This is a genomic window from Shewanella waksmanii ATCC BAA-643 (assembly GCF_000518805.1).
GTDB classification, from domain to species: domain Bacteria; phylum Pseudomonadota; class Gammaproteobacteria; order Enterobacterales; family Shewanellaceae; genus Shewanella; species Shewanella waksmanii.
On sequence record NZ_JAEH01000001.1, the window covers coordinates 224,407 to 247,482 of the forward strand.

Here is a 23,076-nt window from a genome sequence, read left to right on the forward strand (position 1 = left end):
ATATCTTGCAGATAGAACCTAGGGTTCTAGCTATCGAAAATAGATTTAAACTAATTGGATAAAAGGCGGACGAACGGGCGGCGGGTCGCGACGATAATGCTGGGCTACATCGACAATTTTTATTATGTCGATTTGGGCAAACAAACTGACAAACTGCACTTCCATCGGTGGATGTGATGGCATGTGAGAGTGGTTTTGGTGCTCATGTTCTATCTGTTCACCGGCAGCATCTAACGTTTTAGTGGTAAAGTCTGCCAAGGTATCGACTGACTGGACAGCATTGAAGGCGATGGGGTGATGATGTTGAGTATTGTGGCTGTTATCCCGCTCATGGCTGTTATCCCGCTCATGGCTATTGCCTAGCTCATGGCTGTGATGATGGCTAATTTCGCTGCCTAGCGGGTGCTCACCACTGGGATACTGCAATGACAATTTCATTCCCGTCGCCAGTAATTGGCACAACAATACCACTAACAATAACGTTAGCATCATCGTTGATCTCTTTGACCGAAATTCTCGGTTAGATTGCCTTAGGGACGTTATGATAAATACCTACAAAAATGAATTTGACGTCGAACATGCGAGCCAAGATTAAAACAGATAATTAACTTAACTACTAGTTACTAAACAAAGATTCATCGAATGCTTAATAACAAAAAAGCCACTGACTAGCGACAGCGCAAGTCGGTGGCAAAGGGTTGATGATGAGGATCAACGAGGTGAAAAAACCATTCAATCAAACATTAAACCAGTGAAGTCAGCATCTCTTCGCTATAACTAACCACTGGCAAACCTTGCTCTATTCGCTCAACGTAATCAGGGTTGGCAATAAACGGCCGGCCAATAGCCAACAAATCAAACTGGTTATTGGCAATAGCGGCAGCGCCTGTTTCAGCACTGTAGCTGCCCACACCCATTAAGGTATTTGCATAGTGTTTACGCACATAACTAGACGCACTACCGTCTAAATAGTCAAACTCCATCGCATCATCAAAAATACCAATGTGTAGATATGCCAAGTTACGTTGCTCTAACTCAGGAAGTAAGTAGTCGAATACCTCGCGGTCGCGGCTATCACCACTCATATTAAAATACGCGCCCGGCGATACTCGCAGTGCCGTCCTATCGGCACCAATTCGCTCACAAATAGCGTCAACCACAGCAAGAGGGAAACGCGCCATGTTGGCTGGTGTAACCCCATATTCGTCTTCTCGACGATTGCTGTCATGATGCAAAAACTGATCAATTAAATAGCCATTGGCACCATGAATCTCGACACCGTCAAACCCAGCATCTATGGCATTTGCTGCAGCTTGAGAATAATCAGCCACTAACTGAGCAATTTGTTCATGACTAACTGGTGTAGGGGTTTGATAAGTTAACTCACGCATGCGCGGCACACTGCCTTCCACTGCGACTGCCGAAGGTGCCATAACCGCATCATAACCGGTGACATCTTGATAAAAGTGCGGGTGAGCCACACGACCTGTGTGCCAAAGTTGAGCAAATATCTTACCGCCTCCAGCATGAACCGCGTCAGTCACTTGACGCCAACCTTGAATTTGCTGCGGGGTGAACAAACCAGGAGTATTGGGATATCCCTGCGCATCTGGGCGGATCACCACCGCTTCAGAAATAATCAGTCCAGCCTGTGCACGGCGACCGTAATAAGCGGCCATTGCTGCTGTCGGCACCAAATCATCATCGGCCATGCAGCGAGTCAGTGGTGCCATCACAATTTTATTGTTAAGCGTTAAGGTGTCATTGAGTTGGTATGAATCAAATAGTTGCTGCGTCATGGTGCTGTCCCTTTCTTGAATATTCATTCAAGATAAACTTACTTGAATGATCATTCAAGTACTTTTTGAACAAACATTCAAAATTAAGTACAATCGCCTTTAAGCCACCATAGGAAGCCAACATAAATTTATGCGCCAAGCCGAATTTGATAGACAGCAAGTGTTGCGTTCAGCAATGACCGCGTTCTTAGCTAAAGGTTATAGCAAGACCAGCATGCAAGACCTCACTAAAGCAACGGGGTTACACCCTGGTTCTATCTACTGCGCATTTGAAAATAAGCGTGGTTTGCTGCTGGCGTCATTGGAGCAATACCGCCTCGACAGAAATAGCGAATTTGAACAGTTTTTTGATGCGGATAACAAGGCGATTATTAATCTAAAACACTACCTCGATTTCATTGTGAGTCAGTGCCTTAGCTGTGACACTAATCAGGCGTGTTTACTCACCAAAGCGTTGAATGAAATTGCCGAGCAAGATGAAGAAGTCCAACAGGTTATCTGCTCACATCTCACCACGTGGCAACAGGCAATCGCAGCGCAAATCGCCTTGGCTCAGTCGCAAGGGGACATAAGCCCAAGCAAAGATACTGAACATCTGGGTCGCTATATTGTGATGGGAATATATGGCTTACGCACCTTTGCCCACACACACCCTAAGGCTTGCGAGCTCGAGCAACTGGCCGACCAGTTGCTCAAGGATATTTGCGCCAATCGTTAGACTTATTTGACAACCAATACTGGGCAAGCCGCTCGGTTAGCCACAGCTTCAGCCACATTGTTATGTAAAAAATGAGATAGTCCACTGCGGCCATGGCTTGCCATCACTATCATACCCGCTTTGCTGTCCACCGCTTCGTTGATGATCTGCTCAGCAGGATCGCCGCGGCGTACCACTGTTTCTATGGTGAGTTCACTATCGAGTTGTGCCAGCAGCTGCTGCATTTTTTCAGCTGCTTCCGCTTCCATGCTTTGCGCTAGCTCTTCTGGGGTTATTGCCAATATCTGAAAACCTTCATCACCGATTGGCTGCTCAACGACGTGCAGCAGTCTAAAACCTACTTGATAAAAGTTTGCCATTTCAACCGCATACCTTAGTGCATGTGATGCAGTTTCTGAAAAGTCAGTAGGACATAGTATTTGACCTGTACGCATAACAACCTCCTAGACCATAGTGGTTTGATTGCTAGAGTTTCCGCCGTCTCCCCCAGACAGTACTCTTTGATTCAATGTAATTGTAGCCGATATAAGTGACAAAATTATGATCTTGGCGCATAAAATTAGTGCAAATTGATCTAAATTTGACCACAAGCTATTTGTCGCTTAATATAAACCGACTAACTAGTCAGTCTAGTCAATATTGGTTATAAGATTTTCAGGAGATGCTATGAATATGCCCGTTGAAGCTCAACAAACCTTAACCGCTATTTTGCAGAGCCAACGTCAAGCATTTCAAGCTGACCCAGCGCCGCAATACTCGCAGCGTGTCGCTCAACTTCAAGCGCTAAAGCAGGCGCTGATTGCCCATCAAGACAAACTCACCAACGCACTCAAACAAGACTATGGTCACCGGTCGGTGGATGACAGCATGATTTCCGACATCATGCCCTGCATCAATAACATTAACTACAGTCTTAAACATCTTAAAAAGTGGATGCAACCTAGCCGTCGCCATGCCGGCTTGCTGCTGGCACCTGCAAAAATAAAGGTTCAGTATCAACCAGTTGGAGTAGTAGGAATTATTGTGCCGTGGAATTTCCCGGTCATGCTTTCAGTGGGCCCGTTAATCACTGCTATTGCAGCCGGCAACCGAGCCATGTTGAAGCTGTCTGAATTTACACCGCAAACCAACAAAGCACTCATCGCAATGCTCGAAGAAGTGTTTGAGCAAGATAGCGTGGCGGTAATTGAAGGTGAAGCCGATGTTGCTGCGGCATTTTCAGCGCTGCCGTTCGATCACTTGTTATTTACTGGCTCAACCACCGTAGGCCGTCACGTAATGCGCTCTGCCGCAGATAACCTCACTCCGGTCACGTTAGAGCTTGGGGGCAAATCACCGGTGATAGTCGCCGAAGATATGCCGATAGCGACAGCGGTGGAACGCTTGATTTATGGTAAGTGCCTCAATGCGGGACAAATCTGTGTCGCACCAGACTATGTACTGGTGCCACGAGGAAAAACGGCAAGTTTTATTGCAGCCTACCAAGCCAAATTTACCAGCATGTATGGCCAAGTCGCTAATAATGACGATTACGGCGCCATTATCAATCAACGCCAGTTTGATAGACTGCAAGCGGTACTGCAAGATGCGAAAGACAAAGGCGCGACGGTGGTCGCAGCGAGCAATGAAACTCAAAGCGCCGTTCACCGAAAAATGCCCACCCAACTTATCAGTGGTGTCAATGATGACATGTTGGTGATGCAAGATGAGATCTTTGGCCCGATACTGCCAATTATCGAGTACGACGGTCTACCTCAAGCCATTGAATATGTAAATCAACGCCCACGACCGCTGGCTTTATATATCATGAGTTTCGATTCTGGGGTACAGCAACAGATCCTCAACCAAACTCATTCCGGCGGCGTATGTATCAATGATGCCATATTTCATGTGGCTGCTGACGATGCGCCATTTGGCGGGATCGGTCCGTCAGGTATGGGGCATTATCATGGTAAAGAAGGTTTCCTCACCATGAGCCATGCCAAAACCATTTTACAACGCGGTAAGCTCAATACAGGTAAGATAGTTCATCCACCTTATGGCAATAAACTGCAACAAATGTTGATGAAGTTTTTCGTGCGCTAAGCGCTGTGTCACCGTTAAAGAAGTAAATAAACTATGGCAAAAGATAAAAAACAGGCCTTACTCGATACTGCCCTTGAACTCTTTGTACAGCAGGGATTTTATGCTACATCTACCGCCTCAATCGCGCGCCAAGCAGGGGTAGCAACAGGGACCTTGTTTCATCATTTTGCATCGAAAGATGCACTGATGAATCACTTATATTTGTCAATAAAGCAGCAGTTTGCTGACGCCATGGTCGACAATTTGCAAGCCAGTGGCGATTTACAAGCCGACGCACGAACCTTGTGGCTGGGTGCCATTGGCTGGGCCATGGAGAACCCGTTAAAGCAGGAGTTTTTTAGTCAATACTCGCTGTCGCCCTCGGTTGCTCACCAGGTTAGAGAGCAAGCTATGACAGGTATCTTAAGCTTTATTGAACAGCTGATTAAACAAGGGCAACAGGCAGGATTGTTAGCTAAACACCCATTAGCGCTGATGCGCGAAAGCTGCCATGGTCAATATATTGCGACCACGCGGTTTTTCTTAGACAATCCAGAGCTTTGGCAAGATGAACCACACCGCGAAGCTAGCTTTCAACTATTCTGGCAATCAATGCGGCCTGTAGCCTGAAAAGGAACCAATAAAAAAGCCCAATGAGCTTGCTCACTGGGCTTTTTTACTAATGTTGAGCAACGTCTAAGATGACGCGCCTAAGGTCGATTCTGTTTGCACCTCAGTCGCGGGAGACCAATAACCTAATGCGACACCTTTATCGACGATCTCTGATACCGCTAGCTCAATCGCCTGCAGCACACAAAACTGCACTGGCTCATTGGTGGTGAAACCCACTTCAGCTTCAGCTAAGCGGTTTAAACTGGTGAAACGGATTAGGCCAGCCCGCATCTCCTGAGAAAACACCCGTTTAGTGGTCGATACCGACATCAGCACCTTACCAGTATGCACATCAACCGCACGCAAATAGATGGTAACCTGATCTTCACGGTACATTTCAGAGGCGCCAATACCGTAATATTCAACCCCAGCACCGCCGGTATTGATATTGGTTTCATAACTGATAATGCCGCCTTCTAATAACAACCTAGCATTGGTCAACTGTGGCACCACTTTGTCGCTGGCCTGTTTTGGCTGTTTCTTACTGATTTTACGCTCCGTGAGCAGATTCTGCAGGCCTTCACGTTCAACGGGAGTAAACCATTTGGAATCCAACAGGGTCTGCACCAACATGGATGTCGCCCCTTGCGTCACTGCGGTGGAAAATGAGCTCACATTTTGCTGCGGTTTATACTGCCCTGTTTGGTCCCTAAAAGAATACACAGCCACAGGAATTGGATACTTAGGCCCTTGTTTAGCCTGCAACGCCTGCATGGTCTCACTCATTGGATTAAGCTCAGCTTCCTGAATATTTAGCTCTGGTTTTGGCACTAGACTGCAACCACCGAGTAGCAGAGCAATGAACACTAAAATAGATTGTTTCATTGGTTAGACTCCGTACACAGGCATTTCAATCACGGTGACTTCACCGCTGAGCAGGTTAGTAATGGTCAACATCACCCCATCGCCAATAGTCGCCACCTCAATACGAAAATCGCCAGTATCATAGATACCATCACTGATCTCGCCATTGGCAACGCCGCGGGTGATGGTGTTCATGATATTACGCTCTAGTGACTCCTTAAAACGGGTGACGAAATCCTTGTCATTGCTATCGGCACTATTATCATTCTGTGCATTGGCTTTATTTAGTAGGTATGAGCCATTTAGCGGTGAACCACCAAAGCTTGGGTTGATGGGGGTGTAGACAAGTTCGGTACTTTGGGCACTGATTGAAAAAGCGGTCCCCGCAGCAATGATTAACATCCTGCAATTCATTTTCTGTCTCTCTAGTTATTTAATCCCTGAGATAGCCGTGTTGCACTGACGCTATCTGCTAATATCCATCGTCGGCATCCGCAAACTCACCCGTAATCGCATTGGCGCGAACCTGCGCCATATAATCAATGGTGAGTAATATGGCTTGTTCGGCACGCTCTTTAATCGGACTTGCACGCCGACCAAAGTGGGTGACATAAAGTGTTTGGCCATTCACTTCAAGCGTAAGGCGAGTGCCAGCCTGTGGAAAAACGGTTTCGTTTAGGCTAACGTTAAAGCCTTGCGTAAAAGGCAAGTCACGCCAATAACTCGAGTAGTAAAAGCTAAAATCTTTACCAAAGCGAGTCAGCGTGCGGTCGATAACCAGACCACTGATTTCAATATCGCTCTCTTGCGTGTGGCTCACAGAGCTAAACAATAATAGCGCTATTATGAGTAATCCTTTGATCATCATTCCCTTGCTAACCTTCGTTATGACTATGCCATTTGGGTCCGCTATGGCTGCGGCCTAAAACGAGAAAAACCACCTTAACAGCAATCATCTACATTCGTCATGGCAGTAATGAAATTTGCACGATAAACCAGCATTTAGGGCTAGGATAAAGGTAGTAGGTTTAATACCTTAGGATAATTCTTTTGCATGAAGAGTTAGACGAAAAAAGAGACGCTAAACTGCTGATTTAACGTCTCTTACAAAATATTTTTAATAATCAATATGGGTTATTTTACCTAACCGGAGGCGGCGGTTTGTTGTTGTCGAGTACGCCAGACTTTAGTTAGAAATTGCCCCACGACCATGGCAATGACAAACAGTATAAACAGCGGATCAAAGCTACTTAGATTGACAATTGCAGGCCCTGGACACATGCCAGCAACTCCCCAGCCAACACCAAATAGTATCGCGCCCAATATCAACTTTCCGTCAACCGTTTTCACCGTCGGCAAATGATATTTGTCAGCAAATAGTGGTTTATCACCATTAAAGATACGTGGCTTGACCACGAGAAAATATAGCGGCAAATACACACCTAGTGCGCCACTCATTACCATCATTAATGCTGGGTCCCAACTGCCATCAGCCATACGACTGACATCTAGAAAGCCGATCACTTTATCGGGATCGGCCATCCCAGATACCATCAAACCTAAACCAAATAATAGGCCCGAGATCAGCGCAACACCTTTATTCATATCAACCCCCTAGTGCACGATAGTAGCGGTGAGCATACCGCTGGCAATAAACACACAAGTGGCGATAATTGAGCGTTTAGATAAGCGACCTATGCCGCAGATACCATGACCACTGGTACAGCCCGAGCCTAGGCTGCTGCCCACCCCAACCAATAGACCGGCGATAATTAACGGCACGATACCAACCTGAACAGTAAAGACTTGATCAGAAAACAGTCGGTAACCACCACCTCCCAAAAGCAGGCCAATAACAAATACCATCGGCCAACTCAGTCCTTTAGCGCCCTTGTTTTCAAATAGGGCTTGGGAAAAAATGCCACTAATCCCCGCAATACGACCATTGCCCAGCAATAACAAAATGGCCGCTAAACCAATCAACAGTCCGCCCACTAAAGGCCATATCAATGATGCAATCATTACGCTCTCCTAATCAGTGCTACAGGCGGTTAAAACTGTGCCTGCACTAGCTGATATGTTTTATAACCACCGGTCAGGTTTTTAGCATCAAATCCATGATTATGTAGCATGCGATAGGCCACATTACCTCGCAGTCCCACTTGGCAGAATATTAAAATCTGCTTGTCTTTTGGCAGCTCGGCTAAACGCTCACGCAGTTGGTCTACGGGAATATTAATCGCACCGCTAATGCTACCCACCTTCTCCAGCTCTCCAGGATTGCGCACATCCAATAGCACCTGGTCTACGCTGGGGTTTGCCACCTCTTCACTGTGGCATAATACCGTGTCACCCTTAAGGTAATTCGCCGCCACAAATCCAGCTTGATTGAGCACATCTTTAGCTGATCCAAAAGGCGGAGCATAGGTGAGCTCCAAGTCTTGTAAATCATGCACTGTCATGCCAGCTCTTAATGCCACAGCTAGCACATCGATACGCTTATCAATGCCGTCTTTACCCACAGCTTGGGCGCCAAGGATTTTGCCATCTTCACGAGCAAACAGCAGCTTCAATGACACTGGGTGGGCTCCGGGGAAATAACCCGCGTGGCTAGCGCCGTGGACATAAATTTTGTCATAGTCCAATGCCATGTTTTTAAGGCGTTTTTCACTTAAGCCGGTACTGGCCACTGCCAAGTCAAATACACGGCAAATAGCGGTTCCCTGGGTACGCTTATAGGACTCATTCGCACCAAAAATATTGTTCGCGGCAATACGGCCTTGACGGTTAGCTGGGCCAGCCAACGGCACCAGCACGTTTTCGCCAGTCATGAAATCAATCGACTCAATGGCATCCCCCACCGCAAAGATGGCTGGATCGGATGTGCGCATCTGCTCATCAACCGCAATGCCGCCTAGCTCGCCTATGGCAAGACCCGCTTCTGCAGCGAGTTGAACCTCAGGTTTAACACCAATTGCGGTGATTAACATTTCAGTCGCCAGGGTTTCGCCGTTGCTCAAATGTAATTCAAGGCCAGCTTCGACCTGCTCGACCGCTTGCAGACCCACATTGAGTTTCAAATCCACCTGATGCGCTAGCAACGTTTGATGCAGCATATTGGCCATCTCAAGATCCACCGGCGCCATCACTTGGTTTGATAGCTCAACTAAGCTCACTGAGATACCGATATGGCGCAGTGCCTCTACCATCTCTAAGCCGATAAAACCGCCACCAACTACCGTCGCATGCTTAGGTTTTTGAGTTGAGATCTGCGCCATAATCCGGTCCATATCGGGAATATTACGCAAAGAAAAGGTCAGCGGATTTTGCAAGCCAGGAATCGGCGGCACAACGGGCGCGGCGCCAGGAGACAATAGCAGCGCATCATAGCTTTCATGATAAATTTCATCGGTTTGAAGGTTTTTGACGCTGACTTGCTGATTGCGTTTATCAATCGCGATGACTTGATGTTGCACCCGCACATCAACGTTAAAGCGGGCTTTAAAGCTTTGCGGCGTTTGTAAGACTAACGCACTACGGTTTTCGATTTCACCACTAATGTGATACGGCAAGCCACAGTTGGCAAAAGAAACAAACTCGCCACGTTCAAACATGATAATTTCAGCATCTTCATTTAAACGTCGCGCTCGCGCTGCTGTTGATGCACCACCCGCAACTCCACCCACAATTAATAGTTTTTTCATCTCAACCTCTGCACGTCATAAGATATGCAGCAGTGTAATATAAAACTTGTTATATGCAAAAGTTTTTTATTAGAAAAATCTAACGGACTTTGAGATACCTCAATTTTTTACCGAGTTTTGCGCTAGCAATACCGTTACTCCGGCAGCCATAACCGCACCTCTAAGCCTTGTGGCTGGCGGTTATGCAAACTGATGTGACCATCATGGGCCTCTAAGATCTCACGACATAATGGCAGACCTAATCCAGTACCTGTTTGTTTGGTGGAATAGAAAGGCAGCAGTGCCTGCGCCAATACATCAGATGACATGCCACTGCCCGCATCGGCAACCACAATCATCACCCCACGCTGTTGTTCATCAAGCTGAGTGACTTGAACAGATAAGCTAATCTCACTGGGCTGGGAGCCCGATTCGTGGGCGTTTTTAAGCAAGTTTAATAACACTTGCTCCATCTGTACCAAATCAAAATAGCCGGGTTCGCGAGGTAAACTATCCTCAATAGTAAATTGATAGTGCTGACGCAATTGCTCAGTTAGCTTTTGCCAATCAACCGCGGTTTTCTTTGGCAATGGTAATTTAGCAAAGCGGGCATAGTTGAAGATAAACTGGCTAAGATGTTGAGTACGATCTTCAATGGTGTCGAATATCAGTGCCAATTTAGGATCGTCAATTGATGCGGTGATTTTACGTCCAGATTTCACCATCGAAGCGATTGGCGCGACAGAGTTATTTAACTCATGGCTGATGATACGGATAACTTTTTTCCACACCGCCACTTCTTGGCGATTTAACTCTCGGGTCATCTGCTTTAGTAGCAATAAATGATGATATTGACCATTGAGCATGAACCGTCCGCGGGATAAATGCCAAGTTTCATCTTCGGCGCCATCAACGCCGGCGGTGGTGAACAGTCCACCTTTGGGGTTATTCAGCGCCGTAACTAACGCCTCTGGCTGGGTGGCTAATAACTCTGGCAACAAACAACCTTCAATACGGCTGCCTTGATTAAACGCATGGCGCGCAGCGTCATTGGCATAGATGATGCGTTGCTGATCATCAAACAACAACATGATATTGGGCGAGCTTTGAATCACTTTATCGAGCAACAGTTCTCGCTGATAAATGTACTGACGCTCTTTACGTAAAATACCGGCTGATTCATTAAATAGATCGGCAAGTGCTTGTAGCTGTTTATCACCCGTTACTGGGATATTGACGCTAAAGTCATTGTCTTTGAAATTAAGTAATCCCACCTCTAACGCAGTGAGGCTATTGTCGAGTGTGCGAGTAAAAAATGCCGCTAGGGCACCACTTAATAACAAGCAACTGGCAACAATTAGCCCCAGGGCGGTATAGCCCATAAGATCAATTAAATCGGGCACTTCAATCACGATAAACAGCAATAACAATAATAAACCACTGCTACTGGCAAACATTGCTGCGAGCACTAATTTAACGCGTAATGTCATAGTGACATAGACTCCTTTTAACCCGCTCTACTTCTCAATGCCAAATTTTTCCATGCGCCGATATAACGCCTGACGACTTAACCCCAGTGACTTAGCCACGCGCGCAATCACGCCATTATGTTGCAGCAATGCTTGCTCAATACTGTGCTTATCCACATCCACTTTGTCTGCTTCTTGTGGTGAGGGAACCGCGGCAGATACTGCCGAGCTTGCCGGCGTCACCGCTTGATTCAGCGCGGCGGTTGTCGAATAAGTATCTAAGCCAAAATCAGCCGTGGTTAATCGCTTATCTTGGGCTAGAATCACCGCACGTTTACAGGCATTTTCTAGTTCGCGGACATTTCCTGGCCAACTATGAGCCTGCAGCGCTTGTTGGGCCTGCTTATCAATACTGAAATCTTGACCAATAAAGTGCGCCGCTAATGGAATAATGTCTTCCAATCGTTGCTGCAACGGAGCCAGTGCAAGCTCGATGACATTTAAACGATAGAACAGATCTTCGCGAAAACGCCCCTGAGCTATATCCTCGGCCAAATCAGCATTAGTAGCGCTGATAACTCGCACATTAACCTTACGAGTTTGATGGCTACCCAAACGCTCAAACTCGCCTGTTTGCAACACTCTAAGCAGTTTTACTTGGCCTGATAGAGGTAGGTTACCGATTTCATCTAAAAAAAGTGTGCCGCCGTCAGCCGCTTCAAAACGGCCAATACGCACCTTATTTGCGCCGGTAAAAGCGCCCGCTTCGGCGCCAAATAACTCTGCTTCCAACAACTCCATGGGCAAAGCGCCAATATTGACCTTGATGAAAGGCCGATGTTTTAGCGGTGAATTGGCATGGATAATGTCGGCTAGCTTGTCTTTACCCGCGCCATTGGGGCCCGTGATCAACACCGACACGTCAGATTTAGCCACTTGTAAGGCTAAGTCTACACTGCGTTGCATGGCTACACTGCCAAAAACGATTCCGCACAAGTCTGCGCCATCTAGGGCCTGCATGCGCTCATGTTCAGCTTTTTGTAATACGCTATTTTCACGGCTCAGCGCATGTAGAGAGATGAGATTATTAACACTGGTAAGTAGCTTGTCATCATCCCAAGGCTTACCCATGTAATCAACCGCGCCCTCCTTTACCAGCTCAACGGCCACTTCCAATTGTGTCCATGCCGTCAGCAAAATAATAGGTAGTGCCGGTTGTTGCGCTCTAATCTGATAAAACAGCGTCTTACCTTCTTCGCCAGAAGTGGTGTCTTGGGTAAAGTTCATATCTTGCAACACCAAGGCAATGTCATGCTGCTGCAAAATCGGCAGCACCTCATCGGGCGAATAACAACTGATAGTGTGATAATCATTGAGCTCTAACATCAGCGCTAATGCACTGCAAACCGCATGATTGTCATCAACGATAAGAATCGTATCCATATGTCCTTATGTCTATCTATGGAAAAATACTGCTAAGAAGATAAAGCGGATTGACTATGAATACCACAGGCAATCCGCTTAACTGGGTGATTAACGTGTTATCTCAATTACACTTACACGCTACGGGTAGCAATCGCCGGCGAGATTTTGGCCGCTTTGGTCGCCGGGAATACCACCGCCAAAGTGGTAACAATCACTAAGCCAACAATGGTGGCTAGCGGATATTGCCACTCAAGCTGCGGCAGATCGTAGTGCTGCATTAACTGCTGACCAAGCGCTATCGCCAGCAGGCCGCCAACCACACCGCCAACTAAACAGATGATATAGTTCTCCACTAAGAACAAGCTCACCACATCGCGTTTGGTTGCCCCTAACGCTCGGCGGGTGCCTATCTGCTTAGTGCGGCGTTCAATATTAAACATCACCATTCCCGTTAATCCTAAGCTAGTGATAAGTAGCAGTAATACCACCATCAAAGATAATACCGATGCCATGAGCTCGTGATCACGATATACACTGGTGCGATGTTCAGTAAGGGTGGTGAAGTTTTGAATCACCCGGTTTTTCTGATCTTTGTGCAGCACTTCTGGGATCTGCTCTTTCAAGCGGGTGAACGTGCCTTCTTCGGCTCGAACCAGATAGCGCATAAACGCGTTAGTTAGCTCCACACCAATAATCACCGAGTACTCAAGGTTATCACTGTTAACCCAAGCACCTTGTAGGCGCTCAACCACACCAATAATCTCAATCGCCTCTTCACCTAGATTACCGTTGTAAATCACCTTGCCTACTGCTGATTCGTCAGGAAAAGCTTGGTCGGCAAAGGCTTTTGAGACAATCCCTTTAACGCCGCTGTCGGTGAATGTGGGTAATATCTCCTCCGGACGTAAATTACGCCCTTCAATCAGCTTAACCCCTAAGGTGTCAACCATCTGTTCGTCGCCATAGTACATAGCTGAGTTAGGTGCGCTGCGCTCATCTTCCTCACTGGTGCCAATGGTAAAGCTTGAAGACCAACCACCACCACTTAACGGCGTCATGCTGCTGAACGTCGCCGACTTAACCCCTGGCAGGTCACGGATCAACTGCAGATCTTTATGTTGCTGCTGCACAAGATCGACACTGGGGTCGAAGCTGTACATGGTAAAATCAAATACTTCCTGTTCTACCACGCCTGAGTCTCTATCCATCAAGGCTAATCGCTCGTGAATAATGAAGCTGGCATTGGCCACAATCGCAACCGATAAGATAATTTGTAGTAGCAGCAACAGAGGCGAGCTCTTACTGCGCAATAACATACTTAAAATAGGTTTTATCTGTAACATAATCGGCCTTCCTATTGGCTCTTAAGATAAATGCTTGGGTTGGTACTACACACCCGCCAAGCGGGATAGATACCGGCAACCAAAGCCGCAGAAATTGCGATTGTGGGTGCAACCAGCCACATACTCATATCAAGTGAAGTTAGCGCTTGTTCTAATTCAAACTTAGCCGCCAGTAATGACAAGGCGCCCCAAGCCCAAAGTAGCCCGATTATGCCGCCGCAAAAGCCAATTAAGCCGACTTCCACCATATGCTGCGAAAATATTTGCGCGCGACTTGCACCAATGGCGCGGCGAACACCCACTTCTGGCGCCCGTTTCAGGAATTTAGCCAGTAGCAAACCCAGCATGTTGACCAAGCACACCACTAAAAACAATGCACTTAAGCCCACCAATACTTTGTTGTCTTCGGCGACCACTTGGTTTTCGATTAACCAGTCGGCGACATCCATAATTTGTACATCGGCATTGGGCGAGTTAAAACGTCCAGGTGCTTGCTGTTGCTCAATATAACTACGCACCCAAGCGGTATATAGCTCGACATCATGTTGATCTTTTAGCTCAACCCAGTACTGTAACCAGTGCTGCTCTGAAACAATTTTTGCTGCCACTGTACGGGTATCTTCATGCTTCCAACCTTGGTTGTTACCCCAACTTTGATACTCTTCAATGGGCGTAAGCGAAAATGGCACGAATACTTGCTCAGAATCATTAAAAGCACCGTTGTTCACATCATAATATTTTGGCTTAGGGCTCCAGTGATCCACTACACCGACAACTTTGTAGGGTTTGCGATTAATATAGAGTGTGCGCCCAACACTGTTCTCGCCACCAAATAGCTGCTGGTTTAGATCGGCATTGATCACCACTTCATATTTGGCCTGCTGGTCAACACTTTTATCCCATGCTTGGCCATATAAAAACGGCACAGAAAACAAACTAAAGAAGTCGCTATCGGTCACGCGCACTCCCTCAAGAATGGGCGCTAAATCTGGATTATCAGTTTGAATCGCCCCACCCGTTCTGAACATCGGGGTTTGTCTTACTGGAATATCACCACGGCGTAAGTTAAACGAGTCTTGATAAGTGATCTGCGGATTAAACTCATCCCATGAATCTTCACCTTGGCTCCACAGTTGCACGGCAAATAACTTGTCAGAACGCTCGCCAGCTGGATTTACCGAGGCCATTTTGTATATGTTCAAGGTAGTGATAGTGATGCCAATTCCAATAGAGATGGCAAGCACCATTAACACTGATAAAAAAGGCGTTTTCTTAATACTGCGGCAAGCTAAATCTAGATAATAGAAAAACATACGCCCTCCTTAGCTCACAGCCTGAACATTGTCGCTAACCAGCTGCGGTTGACCGCCTTGGTACATGGTAAAGTCACACACCTGACCATCGACAATTTGAATATTGCGCTGGGCACGACGTGCCAATTCAGGGTCATGGGTCACCATAATAATGGTTGTGCCAGCTTTATTGATGTCTTCGAGCAGCTCCATAACTTGGCGCGCCATCATGCTGTCTAAGTTACCCGTTGGCTCATCCGCTAATAAGAATCTTGGCTCTCCGGCAAGTGCTCTGGCAATGGCTACCCGCTGCTGCTGACCACCTGATAGCTGTGCTGGCAGGTGTTTCATTCTGGCACCTAGCCCCACTTGCTCCAGTGCTTGCTTTACGCGCTTATCTCGCTCGCTACGGCTAAAACCACGGTAGCGCAACGGCACTTCCACGTTCTCCGCTAGGTTCAAATCAGGAATTAGATTAAATCCCTGAAAAATGAAGCCAATTTTCTCGTTTCTGATGGCAGCGCTTTTGTTGTCGCTAAGGTTGGAAATATTGACGCCATCCAGAAAATAATCACCATTGGTGAAACCTTCAAGCAAGCCAGCAATATTAAGAAACGTGGTTTTACCAGAACCAGAAGGGCCGGTGACCGCAACAAACTCGCCCTCTTTCACCTCAAGATTAAAATCACGTAACGCATGGGTTTCCACTAAGTCGGTTTTAAATACCTTGTTGATGTTCTTCATTGAAAGCATAAAATTCATTCCTTTAAAATTAATACGTTACGCTTGAACAAACCTGTTCAGCGATAGAGATTAAGACTTCTGCAAGGTCCATACTTTGATGAACCACTTCAGCAAACTCGTTGCTCGACTCAACCGCTGGCGCGGACATGTCGATAATATTCAGGCCTAACAAAAACCAATCTGCTGGATTTGCTGTTAGGTTGTGCGTCGCCACTAGCAGCAAGGCAAGGGCTAATAGGGTGACTAATTTATGTTTATTCATTACTAAGCTCTGCATCATAGCCTCCTAGCGAACCAATACTTGCTCAGCATTGCTAAATGGCTCAACACTGGAAATCACCCAGGTGTCACCCACTTCGCCACCTGCTATCACTTCAATGTGACTCATGCTGCGAGCGCCTAATTGAATTTCGGTCAAGGTCGCAATGTCATCGTTCATGCTATACACAGCACGACCGCCACCCGAAGACACAAATGCGCCGCGTTTCACCATCAACACATTCGGTCGATTTTCTAACAGCACTCGGGCAGATAAACGTTGGTTTTGACGTAGTTTTAAACTGTCTTTTTGGGTAAAGCGTACTCTAGCGGTCACTTCACGATTTCTCACTTCAGGCGAGATAGATGACACCTTACCGAGTATCGTGACCGTGCCGAAGCTCAGCTCCACATCCATGCCAAGTCCTAACTCATCGGCATAGGATTCAGGTACGGCCAATTCCGCTTCAAATGCACTTAAGTCAACAACGGTGAGGATGGGTTGGCTTTGATCAATACGAGCCTTTTGCTCGGTTAACCAGTTACCAATGATGCCGCCAACCGGCGCGATAATGTTCAGCGCGGCCACCTGACGTTGTAGATCTGATACCACCAATGCTTGACGGTCGACCTCAAGTGCTTTGTTCTTCACTTCAAAACTCAAGGTATCTTTCATCAAACTGGCTTCTTGTTTAGCGTGAGCAAACAGCAACTTGGCTTTGTGGAGATCATCTTTGCTTTTTTCAAAGTCAATTTTAGAAATCAGCTTGTTCTCAATCAGCTTGTCACCACGGCGACTCTCGCGGTCGGCAGCCTCTAAATCCACTTTGGCCATATCAATGGTTTGCTGCGCCTTTAACTGCTCACGTCTTGCATCAAGGCGTGCCCGCTCTAGTGCGCTTTGCATTCCTTCTAACAGTGCTTCTTGCTGCTTTAAACTGTTGGTTAGGCTATGGCTTTCTATGGTTGCCACCACTTGACCTTGCTCAACTCGGTCACCTGGGTTAGCGATTAAGGTCACTGTGCCGCGCTCAGGGCTGTATAGGATTGGGGCATTAGCGGCGACAATTTTACCGGTAGTGGCGATATCGCGGGTTAACGTCCCTTGCTCTAGCATGGCAAAACGCAGTTCGCCACGATTGATTGATTTACTCACACCACTGCTGCCGACACTCGCCCAGACTAATCCCGACAGCATCACCACACCAATACCCACAATGGTAGGCCACTTAAGCTTACGTTTGATGCTGGGGGCAACGACCTTATCTTGTGCGCTGGTATCCTTAATCATGGTGTTATTCCTTTACAGTGTCCGCTACAGCGGTTTTCATCAATAATGTAAGAGTTATTACAATTGCCGTGCCAAAAAACACTAGTCATTGATTTTATTAAACTTATTGATATATCCGCTAGTAACGGTCAGTTCAAAAGTGTCCGCGGACACTGTAAAAGTGACCGGACAACCTACAAGCGGACGCTATATGGGGACGGCGGACAACCTGCAAGCGGACGCTATATGGGGATGGCGGACAACAGGCGAGTTCGAGCAGAGATAAGCCCTTGAAGTAGCGTTAAAAATTAAGGTTAAGGATGTCGACGCAAGCATGCTGTAAAGGCACAAAGTAAGCCTTTAATCTCAACTGATGCACCCCCATATTGTTATAGGAACGAGTTTAGCTACCTACAGACAAATAAAAGGATTTATTGATGTTTTGGACACTGTCATTTTGGATAATCGCCGCGCTGCTCATTTTGCCCTTTCCAGTTAAAATTTATGAGTACATCAGCGGACGAGACAACAGCCCGCGCATCGTTAAAATTGAAGAGATGGCCAATGCACTGTTCATGTTAGTGGGACTGTGCGGTTTTTACGGTTTCTTACAGCAAACTCCAATGCTATTTGCCGAATTTTGGTACGCTTGGTTAGCGCTCTATGTGATCATTTCGCTATTAAGCTTACGATACTCACCCAAGCTTAAATACAGCGCCAAGCTCAACAGCTGTCGCTTTCATACTATCGCCATGGCACTGGGTATCTTGCTATATACCCCCATGTTGATTGCGGTGTTTTACTATGCTCAGCAAATGCCAAATTAACGAACCACATCATCACTACCATTGCAAAATGCTTGTTAATGGCTTTTACTTAATTAGCTTCTAGTAAAACGGCGTCAAGGAGAGACATGTGGATTATCAGTATTATTGCTGTGTTATGGGCGGTACTTATGCTGCGATCAGTTGTAGCAGAATACCGCTATTATCAAGCTGTGAGAGAATTCGAGCCGGCCATCTGGCAACAGCTCGGTGCACCTAAAGGGTTAAAGCTGCCTATGGTTTTTGTCTCCAAATCGGCCAATGAGCAACTTAAACAGGTTAATAATAGCCAAGTTATCGCTTTAGCGACTAAACATCGTCAAGCTGGCAAGTTGTTTCTCGGCTATGTGGTGCTTGTACTGGTGAGTAGTATTGTTTTTTTCAAACTTGCATAAAGAAATCATCTGATGATACGGCCATACCACAGTCACTAGCTTGTCTTAACTCTTGTCTAAACGTTAGCCTAACCTATGCCGCCTTTTGTTCTAAAAGGCGCACATCGCTTAAACGATTAAGTCGAACAGCTAACTGCAATTACTCCCTTGTTACGTGTTTACGATACGATGCTGACATTGCATAAACTTTAAGCAAAATTAAGCATTTAACACTATATAAACAAGATTTACTTTGTAAATCGCCTCGCTAAAACCCTAAAAAACATAACAAACCTCTCAAATTTGTATCAAGCACAGAAACATCTATTGCAATGCGAACGAGAATAATTATCATTCTCCACACAATAATGATGAGGGGTATTAACTTATGCAACAATTTCGTTTTTCGCTACTTGCAGTCGCCTGTGCCGCAAGCTTTTCTTCTGCAGGAGTATTGGCACAACAAGCCGATGTCTCAGCCGAGAACGCAGCGAGCGTAAGCCAAGCAGAAGCAGAGAAAAACAAGGATGTGGAACATATTACTGTCTATGGAAGACAAAACCACGTGGTGATGAATTCAGGCTTGGCGACAAAATCTGATATGTCGCTTATGGAAACGCCTGCCGCGGTGGTGATCGTGGATGAAGAACTGATTAACGCGCAAGGGGCCGATAGCTTGCAAGACTTGGTGCGTAATATCAGTGGTGTTACCCAAGCGGGCAATAACTATGGTATTGGCGACAACCTAGTCATTCGTGGACTGGGAGCTAACTATACCTTTGATGGCATGTATGGCGGTGCCGGGCTTGGCAATAGCTTTAACCCCACCCGCTCGCTGACTAATGTCGAATCTGTCGAAGTACTAAAGGGACCAGCAACCGGTTTATATGGTATGGGGAGCGCTGGCGGGGTGATCAATCTGATAGAAAAGAAACCCCAATTTGAATCTAGACATGATATCGGCGTCGAGGTTGGCCAATGGGATGCCTACGCTTTGTCAGTTGATAGCACCGGTGGCATTACAGACGACTTAGCCTACCGCATCGTGGGCAAAACGGCCCGCAGTGATGGCTATCGTGATATTGGTACCGACCGCGATGAAATCTACACCTCGCTAAAATATGTGTTCGACGATACCCAAGATATTATGTTGTCCGCATCTTATATTAAAGATGCTATCGCTGTTGACTCCATTGGCCACCCAATCCGAATTTTTAATGCTGCTTCTGTTGATGGCAAAGCCGCTGATCAAGTGAGCTGGGAAGATCTGATTAATGACCCTAACGGCAATGGCATTAACCTCACTGAAGCGCAGCGTAAGCAGCTTGCTGACTCGCTAGCAAGCGGCGATGGCCTTACGCCCTACGCTTTTGGCGACGCAGGGATTATCTCACCTATCGCTAAAGACAACGAAGGCGAAGAGCTGCGTTTTAAGCTGACCCACAACATCTACTTTAACGACAACCTATTCTTAAATCAGCAGCTACAATACCGCGATTATACCTCGGGTTTTGCACGACAAACGGGGGCTTATAACTATGTCTACTGGAACCGCAGTGGCACCATCAACGCCGACCCACGCGGCCCACTAGTAGAAGACGGCGTGCTCTACCCCTTTGCTGCCCGCCGTCAGGAATACCGAAAAGTGGAAGCCGATGAAACCTCTTGGCAGTACTTTGCCGATCTACGCTATGACTTCGAGTTGGGCGGCATTGATAACGAGCTGTTGCTTAACGCTAATTTTGAAGATCGCACCATTAGCTTTAAGCAATACTCTATTTACGATGCTGATAAGATAATCAAAGATAAGAACGGTGCAGTGCTGTATCAAGGTAAACATCCTTATATCTACGATATTCGCCAGCCAAACTGGGGCCAAGGCAGCTTTGAAGACTATGACCCACTGCTTACGAGCAACTACAACAAAACCGTCAATGCCTGGGGCGTGGGCGTGCAGCACGTTGGTTACCTAGGTTATGGATTTACCACCCGTATCGGTGTTGCATTTAACGAAATTAAGCAATCATATGAGCATTTAGGGGTGGACGCACGTTACCGTGCCAGTGCAGCAGAGCCCACGCCTGAACAAGATACGACTGACAACGGCATCACCTATAACTTAGGTGTGACTTACATGCCAACCGATGATCTGTCACTGTTTGTTAACCACTCAAAGGGCAGAACCGCTTACAGTATATTAGGTAGCATCAATGGCGAAGATGATCGCCCAGATTCTGAGTCTGTCAGTGACGATCTAGGTATCCGCTACAAAGCCTTTGATGACCAACTGCTGGCGTCATTGGTGTTGTTTAAGAGTAAGCGCACTAACCTACGTTACACTAACCCAGACTGGGAAGAAGGCGTGTCAGCGCCCAATGTTGCGCAATACTTCAATGATGGCGCCGAAGAAACTAGCGGCGTAGAACTTGATCTAAACGCTTACCTTAACGAGCAATGGTCAGTTAACGTCAATGGCGTTTATCAAGATGCACGGGATAAGAAAGATCCCACTCGCAGCAGCTATGATACCCGCCAAAAAGGCGTGCCCTATGTAACCGCTAGCGCCTGGGTCACCTATGGGGCTGATTGGTTCTCGCTTGCCAGCCCATTAAACATTAGCCTAGGGGCGCAGTATGTTGATGAGCGCAGTACCAATTCGAGCTCATTTGGCATTCCTGATGGATATGTGCCGAGCTACACCGTAATGGATACCGCGATTAGCTATCAAGCAGATAACTGGCAACTACAGTTAAACGTTAACAATCTATTCAACGAAAGCTACTACAACAAAGCCATGTTCTTAGGAGGCATGCCAGGCGAAGAACGTAACGCTAAGCTGACCTTTAACTACCAGCTTTAATGCGGTTTTAGCCTAAGATAGCACGACAAAAAAGCCCCACTGTTATCAGCGGGGCTTTTGGTATCAAATCTTAAATTTTACTGCCAACTTCAGCCACTAAAATGCCTGACATAAAATGGTAAATGACGCGATAATGGCCACAAACCAAGACAAAGACCGCAAAGTACCTTTATCAATCAGGTACAAAATATGGTACGCCACACGGGCGATGACATGCACAATGGCGGCAGTTTCAGCAACACCATTAACCTTACCTGTGGCTAACACTGCCACGACAGCCAAACCAAATATCAGCAACGACTCAAACGCATTTTGATGGCCTGCAACCGCTCGCGCGCCAAAACCGGTTAGTTTAGCTTGCTGCTCACGCGGGTGATTATTGTCATAGCCCCCTAACTTAGCCATTGCCACCGCAACAGGGCCCTTGGCTAAATAAGGCAATAACATCGCAATAAACAAGCAAATTAATAATGTTGTCATCAGTTTCTCAATCCTTTGTATTATTATTGGTGATCTAGCAAAAAGTTAACGCGCTTTATCCAGCGCCTCGCAGAGCACTTCCACACCTTGAATTGCCCGTGGCGCTGCACGATGCAAAATATCGGCATTTAGCTGGTAAATATGGCCATTTTTCACCGCAGGAATATCCTGCCACTGCTGCCAATTAACGCCTAAGATATTGCCCTCATCCTGACTTTGCAAGATAACTTGCGGCTGTTTTAACAACACACTTTCAATACTGACTTGTGGATAATCGCTATCACTATCAACAAACACGTTGTTGCCGTTACACACCGCAATAATCTGCTGGATCCAGCTATTTTTAGCCACCGTCATTAATGGGGTCGACCACAACTGATAAAACACATCCACTGCTGGTTTTGATGCGTTGTCTTGACGCAGCGACAGTAAATTTTGACGATACTCATCAGCCACCGCCTTGGCTTGAGTTTGTGCCCCGGTAAGCTCACCCATGGCCAGCAACTCATCGGCAACCGCCTCTAAAGACTTAGGGTCGCTATCAAACACTTGAAAACCCAACGACTTAATTCTGGCTATCTCCTCGGCTTTATTACCACTGCCCCACACCACCACAAGATCTGGGTTAAGCTCTAATACCCGCTCTATTTGAATACCATGATAACCGCCAATACGAGGGATATTGTTGGCGTCAGCCGGATAATCGGCATGGTCGGTTGTGGCAACAATCTTATCGCCCACCCCAATGGCATACAGCATCTCAACCGCATGGGGCGATAGGGCAATAATTTTCTCCGCAGGTTTGCTTGCCTGCACTGCACCGCTGCTTATGAGCAATGCCGCACAGCACAACTGTATCACTAATCTCATCTCAATCCTTGGTTGTATCGGGCTAATTTTTCTATGACTTCAGCAGGATAGTATCGCTAATTGAAGCTCTGATGGCTAGAGGGAGGAGGTTAGACTTCACTAGCAGGACTCATCAACGATAGCAGCT

24 protein-coding genes are annotated in these 23,076 nt (G+C 46.7%); 6 read left to right on the forward strand and 18 right to left on the reverse strand.

Going from position 1 to position 23,076, the window contains the following annotated elements; translation table 11 throughout:
- Positions 1–45 precede the first annotated feature (45 nt).
- Both L865_RS0101050 and L865_RS0101055 read right to left on the reverse strand, forming a co-directional pair.
- Complete coding sequence (locus tag L865_RS0101050; RefSeq protein ID WP_051484369.1) at positions 46–492, reverse strand: hypothetical protein; 447 nt, start codon at positions 490–492, stop codon at positions 46–48.
- A 251-nt stretch (positions 493–743) separates the two neighbouring features.
- Complete coding sequence (locus tag L865_RS0101055; RefSeq protein WP_028771523.1) at positions 744–1,799, reverse strand: alkene reductase; 1,056 nt, start codon at positions 1,797–1,799, stop codon at positions 744–746.
- Positions 1,800–1,929: 130 nt separating this feature from the next.
- On the opposite strand from L865_RS0101055, the gene L865_RS0101060 reads away from it, so the two are divergent.
- Positions 1,930–2,517, forward strand: a complete 588-nt coding sequence (locus L865_RS0101060) for a TetR/AcrR family transcriptional regulator (RefSeq protein ID WP_028771524.1) — start codon at positions 1,930–1,932, stop codon at positions 2,515–2,517.
- A gap of 2 nt (positions 2,518–2,519) precedes the next feature.
- On the opposite strand, the gene L865_RS0101065 is transcribed toward L865_RS0101060, so the two are convergent.
- The gene (locus tag L865_RS0101065; RefSeq protein ID WP_028771525.1) at positions 2,520–2,951 is read right to left on the reverse strand and encodes a universal stress protein; all 432 of its coding nucleotides are present in this window, start codon (positions 2,949–2,951) and stop codon (positions 2,520–2,522) included.
- 232 nt (positions 2,952–3,183) lie between these two features.
- On the opposite strand from L865_RS0101065, the gene L865_RS0101070 reads away from it, so the two are divergent.
- Both L865_RS0101070 and L865_RS0101075 read left to right on the forward strand, forming a co-directional pair.
- Positions 3,184–4,602 carry a coniferyl aldehyde dehydrogenase gene (locus L865_RS0101070; RefSeq protein WP_028771526.1) on the forward strand — a complete coding sequence of 473 codons (1,419 nt, stop codon included), beginning with the start codon at positions 3,184–3,186 and terminating at the stop codon, positions 4,600–4,602.
- A gap of 33 nt (positions 4,603–4,635) precedes the next feature.
- The gene (locus L865_RS0101075; protein ID WP_028771527.1) at positions 4,636–5,211 is read left to right on the forward strand and encodes a TetR/AcrR family transcriptional regulator; all 576 of its coding nucleotides are present in this window, start codon (positions 4,636–4,638) and stop codon (positions 5,209–5,211) included.
- A gap of 66 nt (positions 5,212–5,277) precedes the next feature.
- Here the strand turns inward: L865_RS0101075 and L865_RS0101080 are convergent, their stop codons facing one another.
- The 13 genes from L865_RS0101080 to L865_RS0101140 all read right to left on the reverse strand — a co-directional run bounded on the left by L865_RS0101080 (position 5,278) and on the right by L865_RS0101140 (position 17,562).
- On the reverse strand, positions 5,278–6,078 hold the full coding sequence (locus tag L865_RS0101080) for a CsgG/HfaB family protein (protein WP_028771528.1): 801 nt from the start codon (positions 6,076–6,078) through the stop codon (positions 5,278–5,280).
- Positions 6,079–6,081: 3 nt separating this feature from the next.
- Positions 6,082–6,471 (reverse strand): curli assembly protein CsgF, encoded by a 390-nt coding sequence (locus L865_RS0101085; RefSeq protein WP_028771529.1) that lies wholly within the window; start codon positions 6,469–6,471, stop codon positions 6,082–6,084.
- 58 nt (positions 6,472–6,529) lie between these two features.
- Positions 6,530–6,922 (reverse strand): curli production assembly/transport protein CsgE, encoded by a 393-nt coding sequence (locus L865_RS0101090; protein ID WP_028771530.1) that lies wholly within the window; start codon positions 6,920–6,922, stop codon positions 6,530–6,532.
- A gap of 278 nt (positions 6,923–7,200) precedes the next feature.
- On the reverse strand, positions 7,201–7,662 hold the full coding sequence (locus L865_RS0101095) for a DUF6691 family protein (protein WP_028771531.1): 462 nt from the start codon (positions 7,660–7,662) through the stop codon (positions 7,201–7,203).
- Positions 7,663–7,671: 9 nt separating this feature from the next.
- Positions 7,672–8,079 (reverse strand): YeeE/YedE family protein, encoded by a 408-nt coding sequence (locus tag L865_RS0101100; protein WP_028771532.1) that lies wholly within the window; start codon positions 8,077–8,079, stop codon positions 7,672–7,674.
- A 29-nt stretch (positions 8,080–8,108) separates the two neighbouring features.
- A complete protein-coding gene (locus tag L865_RS0101105; protein ID WP_028771533.1) occupies positions 8,109–9,761 on the reverse strand; it encodes an FAD-dependent oxidoreductase in 1,653 nt (550 codons plus the stop codon).
- A 134-nt stretch (positions 9,762–9,895) separates the two neighbouring features.
- Positions 9,896–11,230, reverse strand: coding sequence for a sensor histidine kinase (locus L865_RS0101110; RefSeq protein ID WP_028771534.1), 1,335 nt, complete (start codon positions 11,228–11,230; stop codon positions 9,896–9,898).
- A 27-nt stretch (positions 11,231–11,257) separates the two neighbouring features.
- Positions 11,258–12,652: a sigma-54-dependent transcriptional regulator gene (locus L865_RS0101115; protein WP_028771535.1), complete on the reverse strand. Its 1,395-nt coding sequence runs from the start codon at positions 12,650–12,652 to the stop codon at positions 11,258–11,260.
- A 113-nt stretch (positions 12,653–12,765) separates the two neighbouring features.
- The gene (locus L865_RS0101120; RefSeq protein ID WP_028771536.1) at positions 12,766–13,977 is read right to left on the reverse strand and encodes an ABC transporter permease; all 1,212 of its coding nucleotides are present in this window, start codon (positions 13,975–13,977) and stop codon (positions 12,766–12,768) included.
- 11 nt (positions 13,978–13,988) lie between these two features.
- Positions 13,989–15,290 (reverse strand): ABC transporter permease, encoded by a 1,302-nt coding sequence (locus L865_RS0101125; RefSeq protein WP_028771537.1) that lies wholly within the window; start codon positions 15,288–15,290, stop codon positions 13,989–13,991.
- 9 nt (positions 15,291–15,299) lie between these two features.
- Entirely contained in the window at positions 15,300–16,022 is a 723-nt protein-coding gene (locus tag L865_RS0101130) for an ABC transporter ATP-binding protein (RefSeq protein ID WP_028771538.1), read from the reverse strand.
- 19 nt (positions 16,023–16,041) lie between these two features.
- Positions 16,042–16,290 carry a hypothetical protein gene (locus L865_RS0101135; protein ID WP_028771539.1) on the reverse strand — a complete coding sequence of 83 codons (249 nt, stop codon included), beginning with the start codon at positions 16,288–16,290 and terminating at the stop codon, positions 16,042–16,044.
- Between the two features lie 9 nt (positions 16,291–16,299).
- The gene (locus tag L865_RS0101140) at positions 16,300–17,562 is read right to left on the reverse strand and encodes an efflux RND transporter periplasmic adaptor subunit (protein WP_028771540.1); all 1,263 of its coding nucleotides are present in this window, start codon (positions 17,560–17,562) and stop codon (positions 16,300–16,302) included.
- A gap of 416 nt (positions 17,563–17,978) precedes the next feature.
- Between L865_RS0101140 and L865_RS0101145 the strand changes: the two genes are divergently transcribed.
- The 3 genes from L865_RS0101145 to L865_RS0101155 all read left to right on the forward strand — a co-directional run bounded on the left by L865_RS0101145 (position 17,979) and on the right by L865_RS0101155 (position 21,599).
- On the forward strand, positions 17,979–18,368 hold the full coding sequence (locus tag L865_RS0101145) for a hypothetical protein (RefSeq protein ID WP_028771541.1): 390 nt from the start codon (positions 17,979–17,981) through the stop codon (positions 18,366–18,368).
- Between the two features lie 86 nt (positions 18,369–18,454).
- Positions 18,455–18,760, forward strand: coding sequence for a hypothetical protein (locus L865_RS0101150; protein WP_028771542.1), 306 nt, complete (start codon positions 18,455–18,457; stop codon positions 18,758–18,760).
- Between the two features lie 367 nt (positions 18,761–19,127).
- Positions 19,128–21,599, forward strand: a complete 2,472-nt coding sequence (locus tag L865_RS0101155) for a TonB-dependent receptor (RefSeq protein ID WP_028771543.1) — start codon at positions 19,128–19,130, stop codon at positions 21,597–21,599.
- A 96-nt stretch (positions 21,600–21,695) separates the two neighbouring features.
- Here L865_RS0101155 and L865_RS0101160 read toward each other — a convergent pair whose 3' ends face one another.
- Both L865_RS0101160 and L865_RS0101165 read right to left on the reverse strand, forming a co-directional pair.
- The gene (locus tag L865_RS0101160) at positions 21,696–22,079 is read right to left on the reverse strand and encodes an MAPEG family protein (protein WP_028771544.1); all 384 of its coding nucleotides are present in this window, start codon (positions 22,077–22,079) and stop codon (positions 21,696–21,698) included.
- A 45-nt stretch (positions 22,080–22,124) separates the two neighbouring features.
- Entirely contained in the window at positions 22,125–22,949 is an 825-nt protein-coding gene (locus L865_RS0101165) for a cobalamin-binding protein (RefSeq protein WP_084632434.1), read from the reverse strand.
- Positions 22,950–23,076 lie beyond the last annotated feature (127 nt).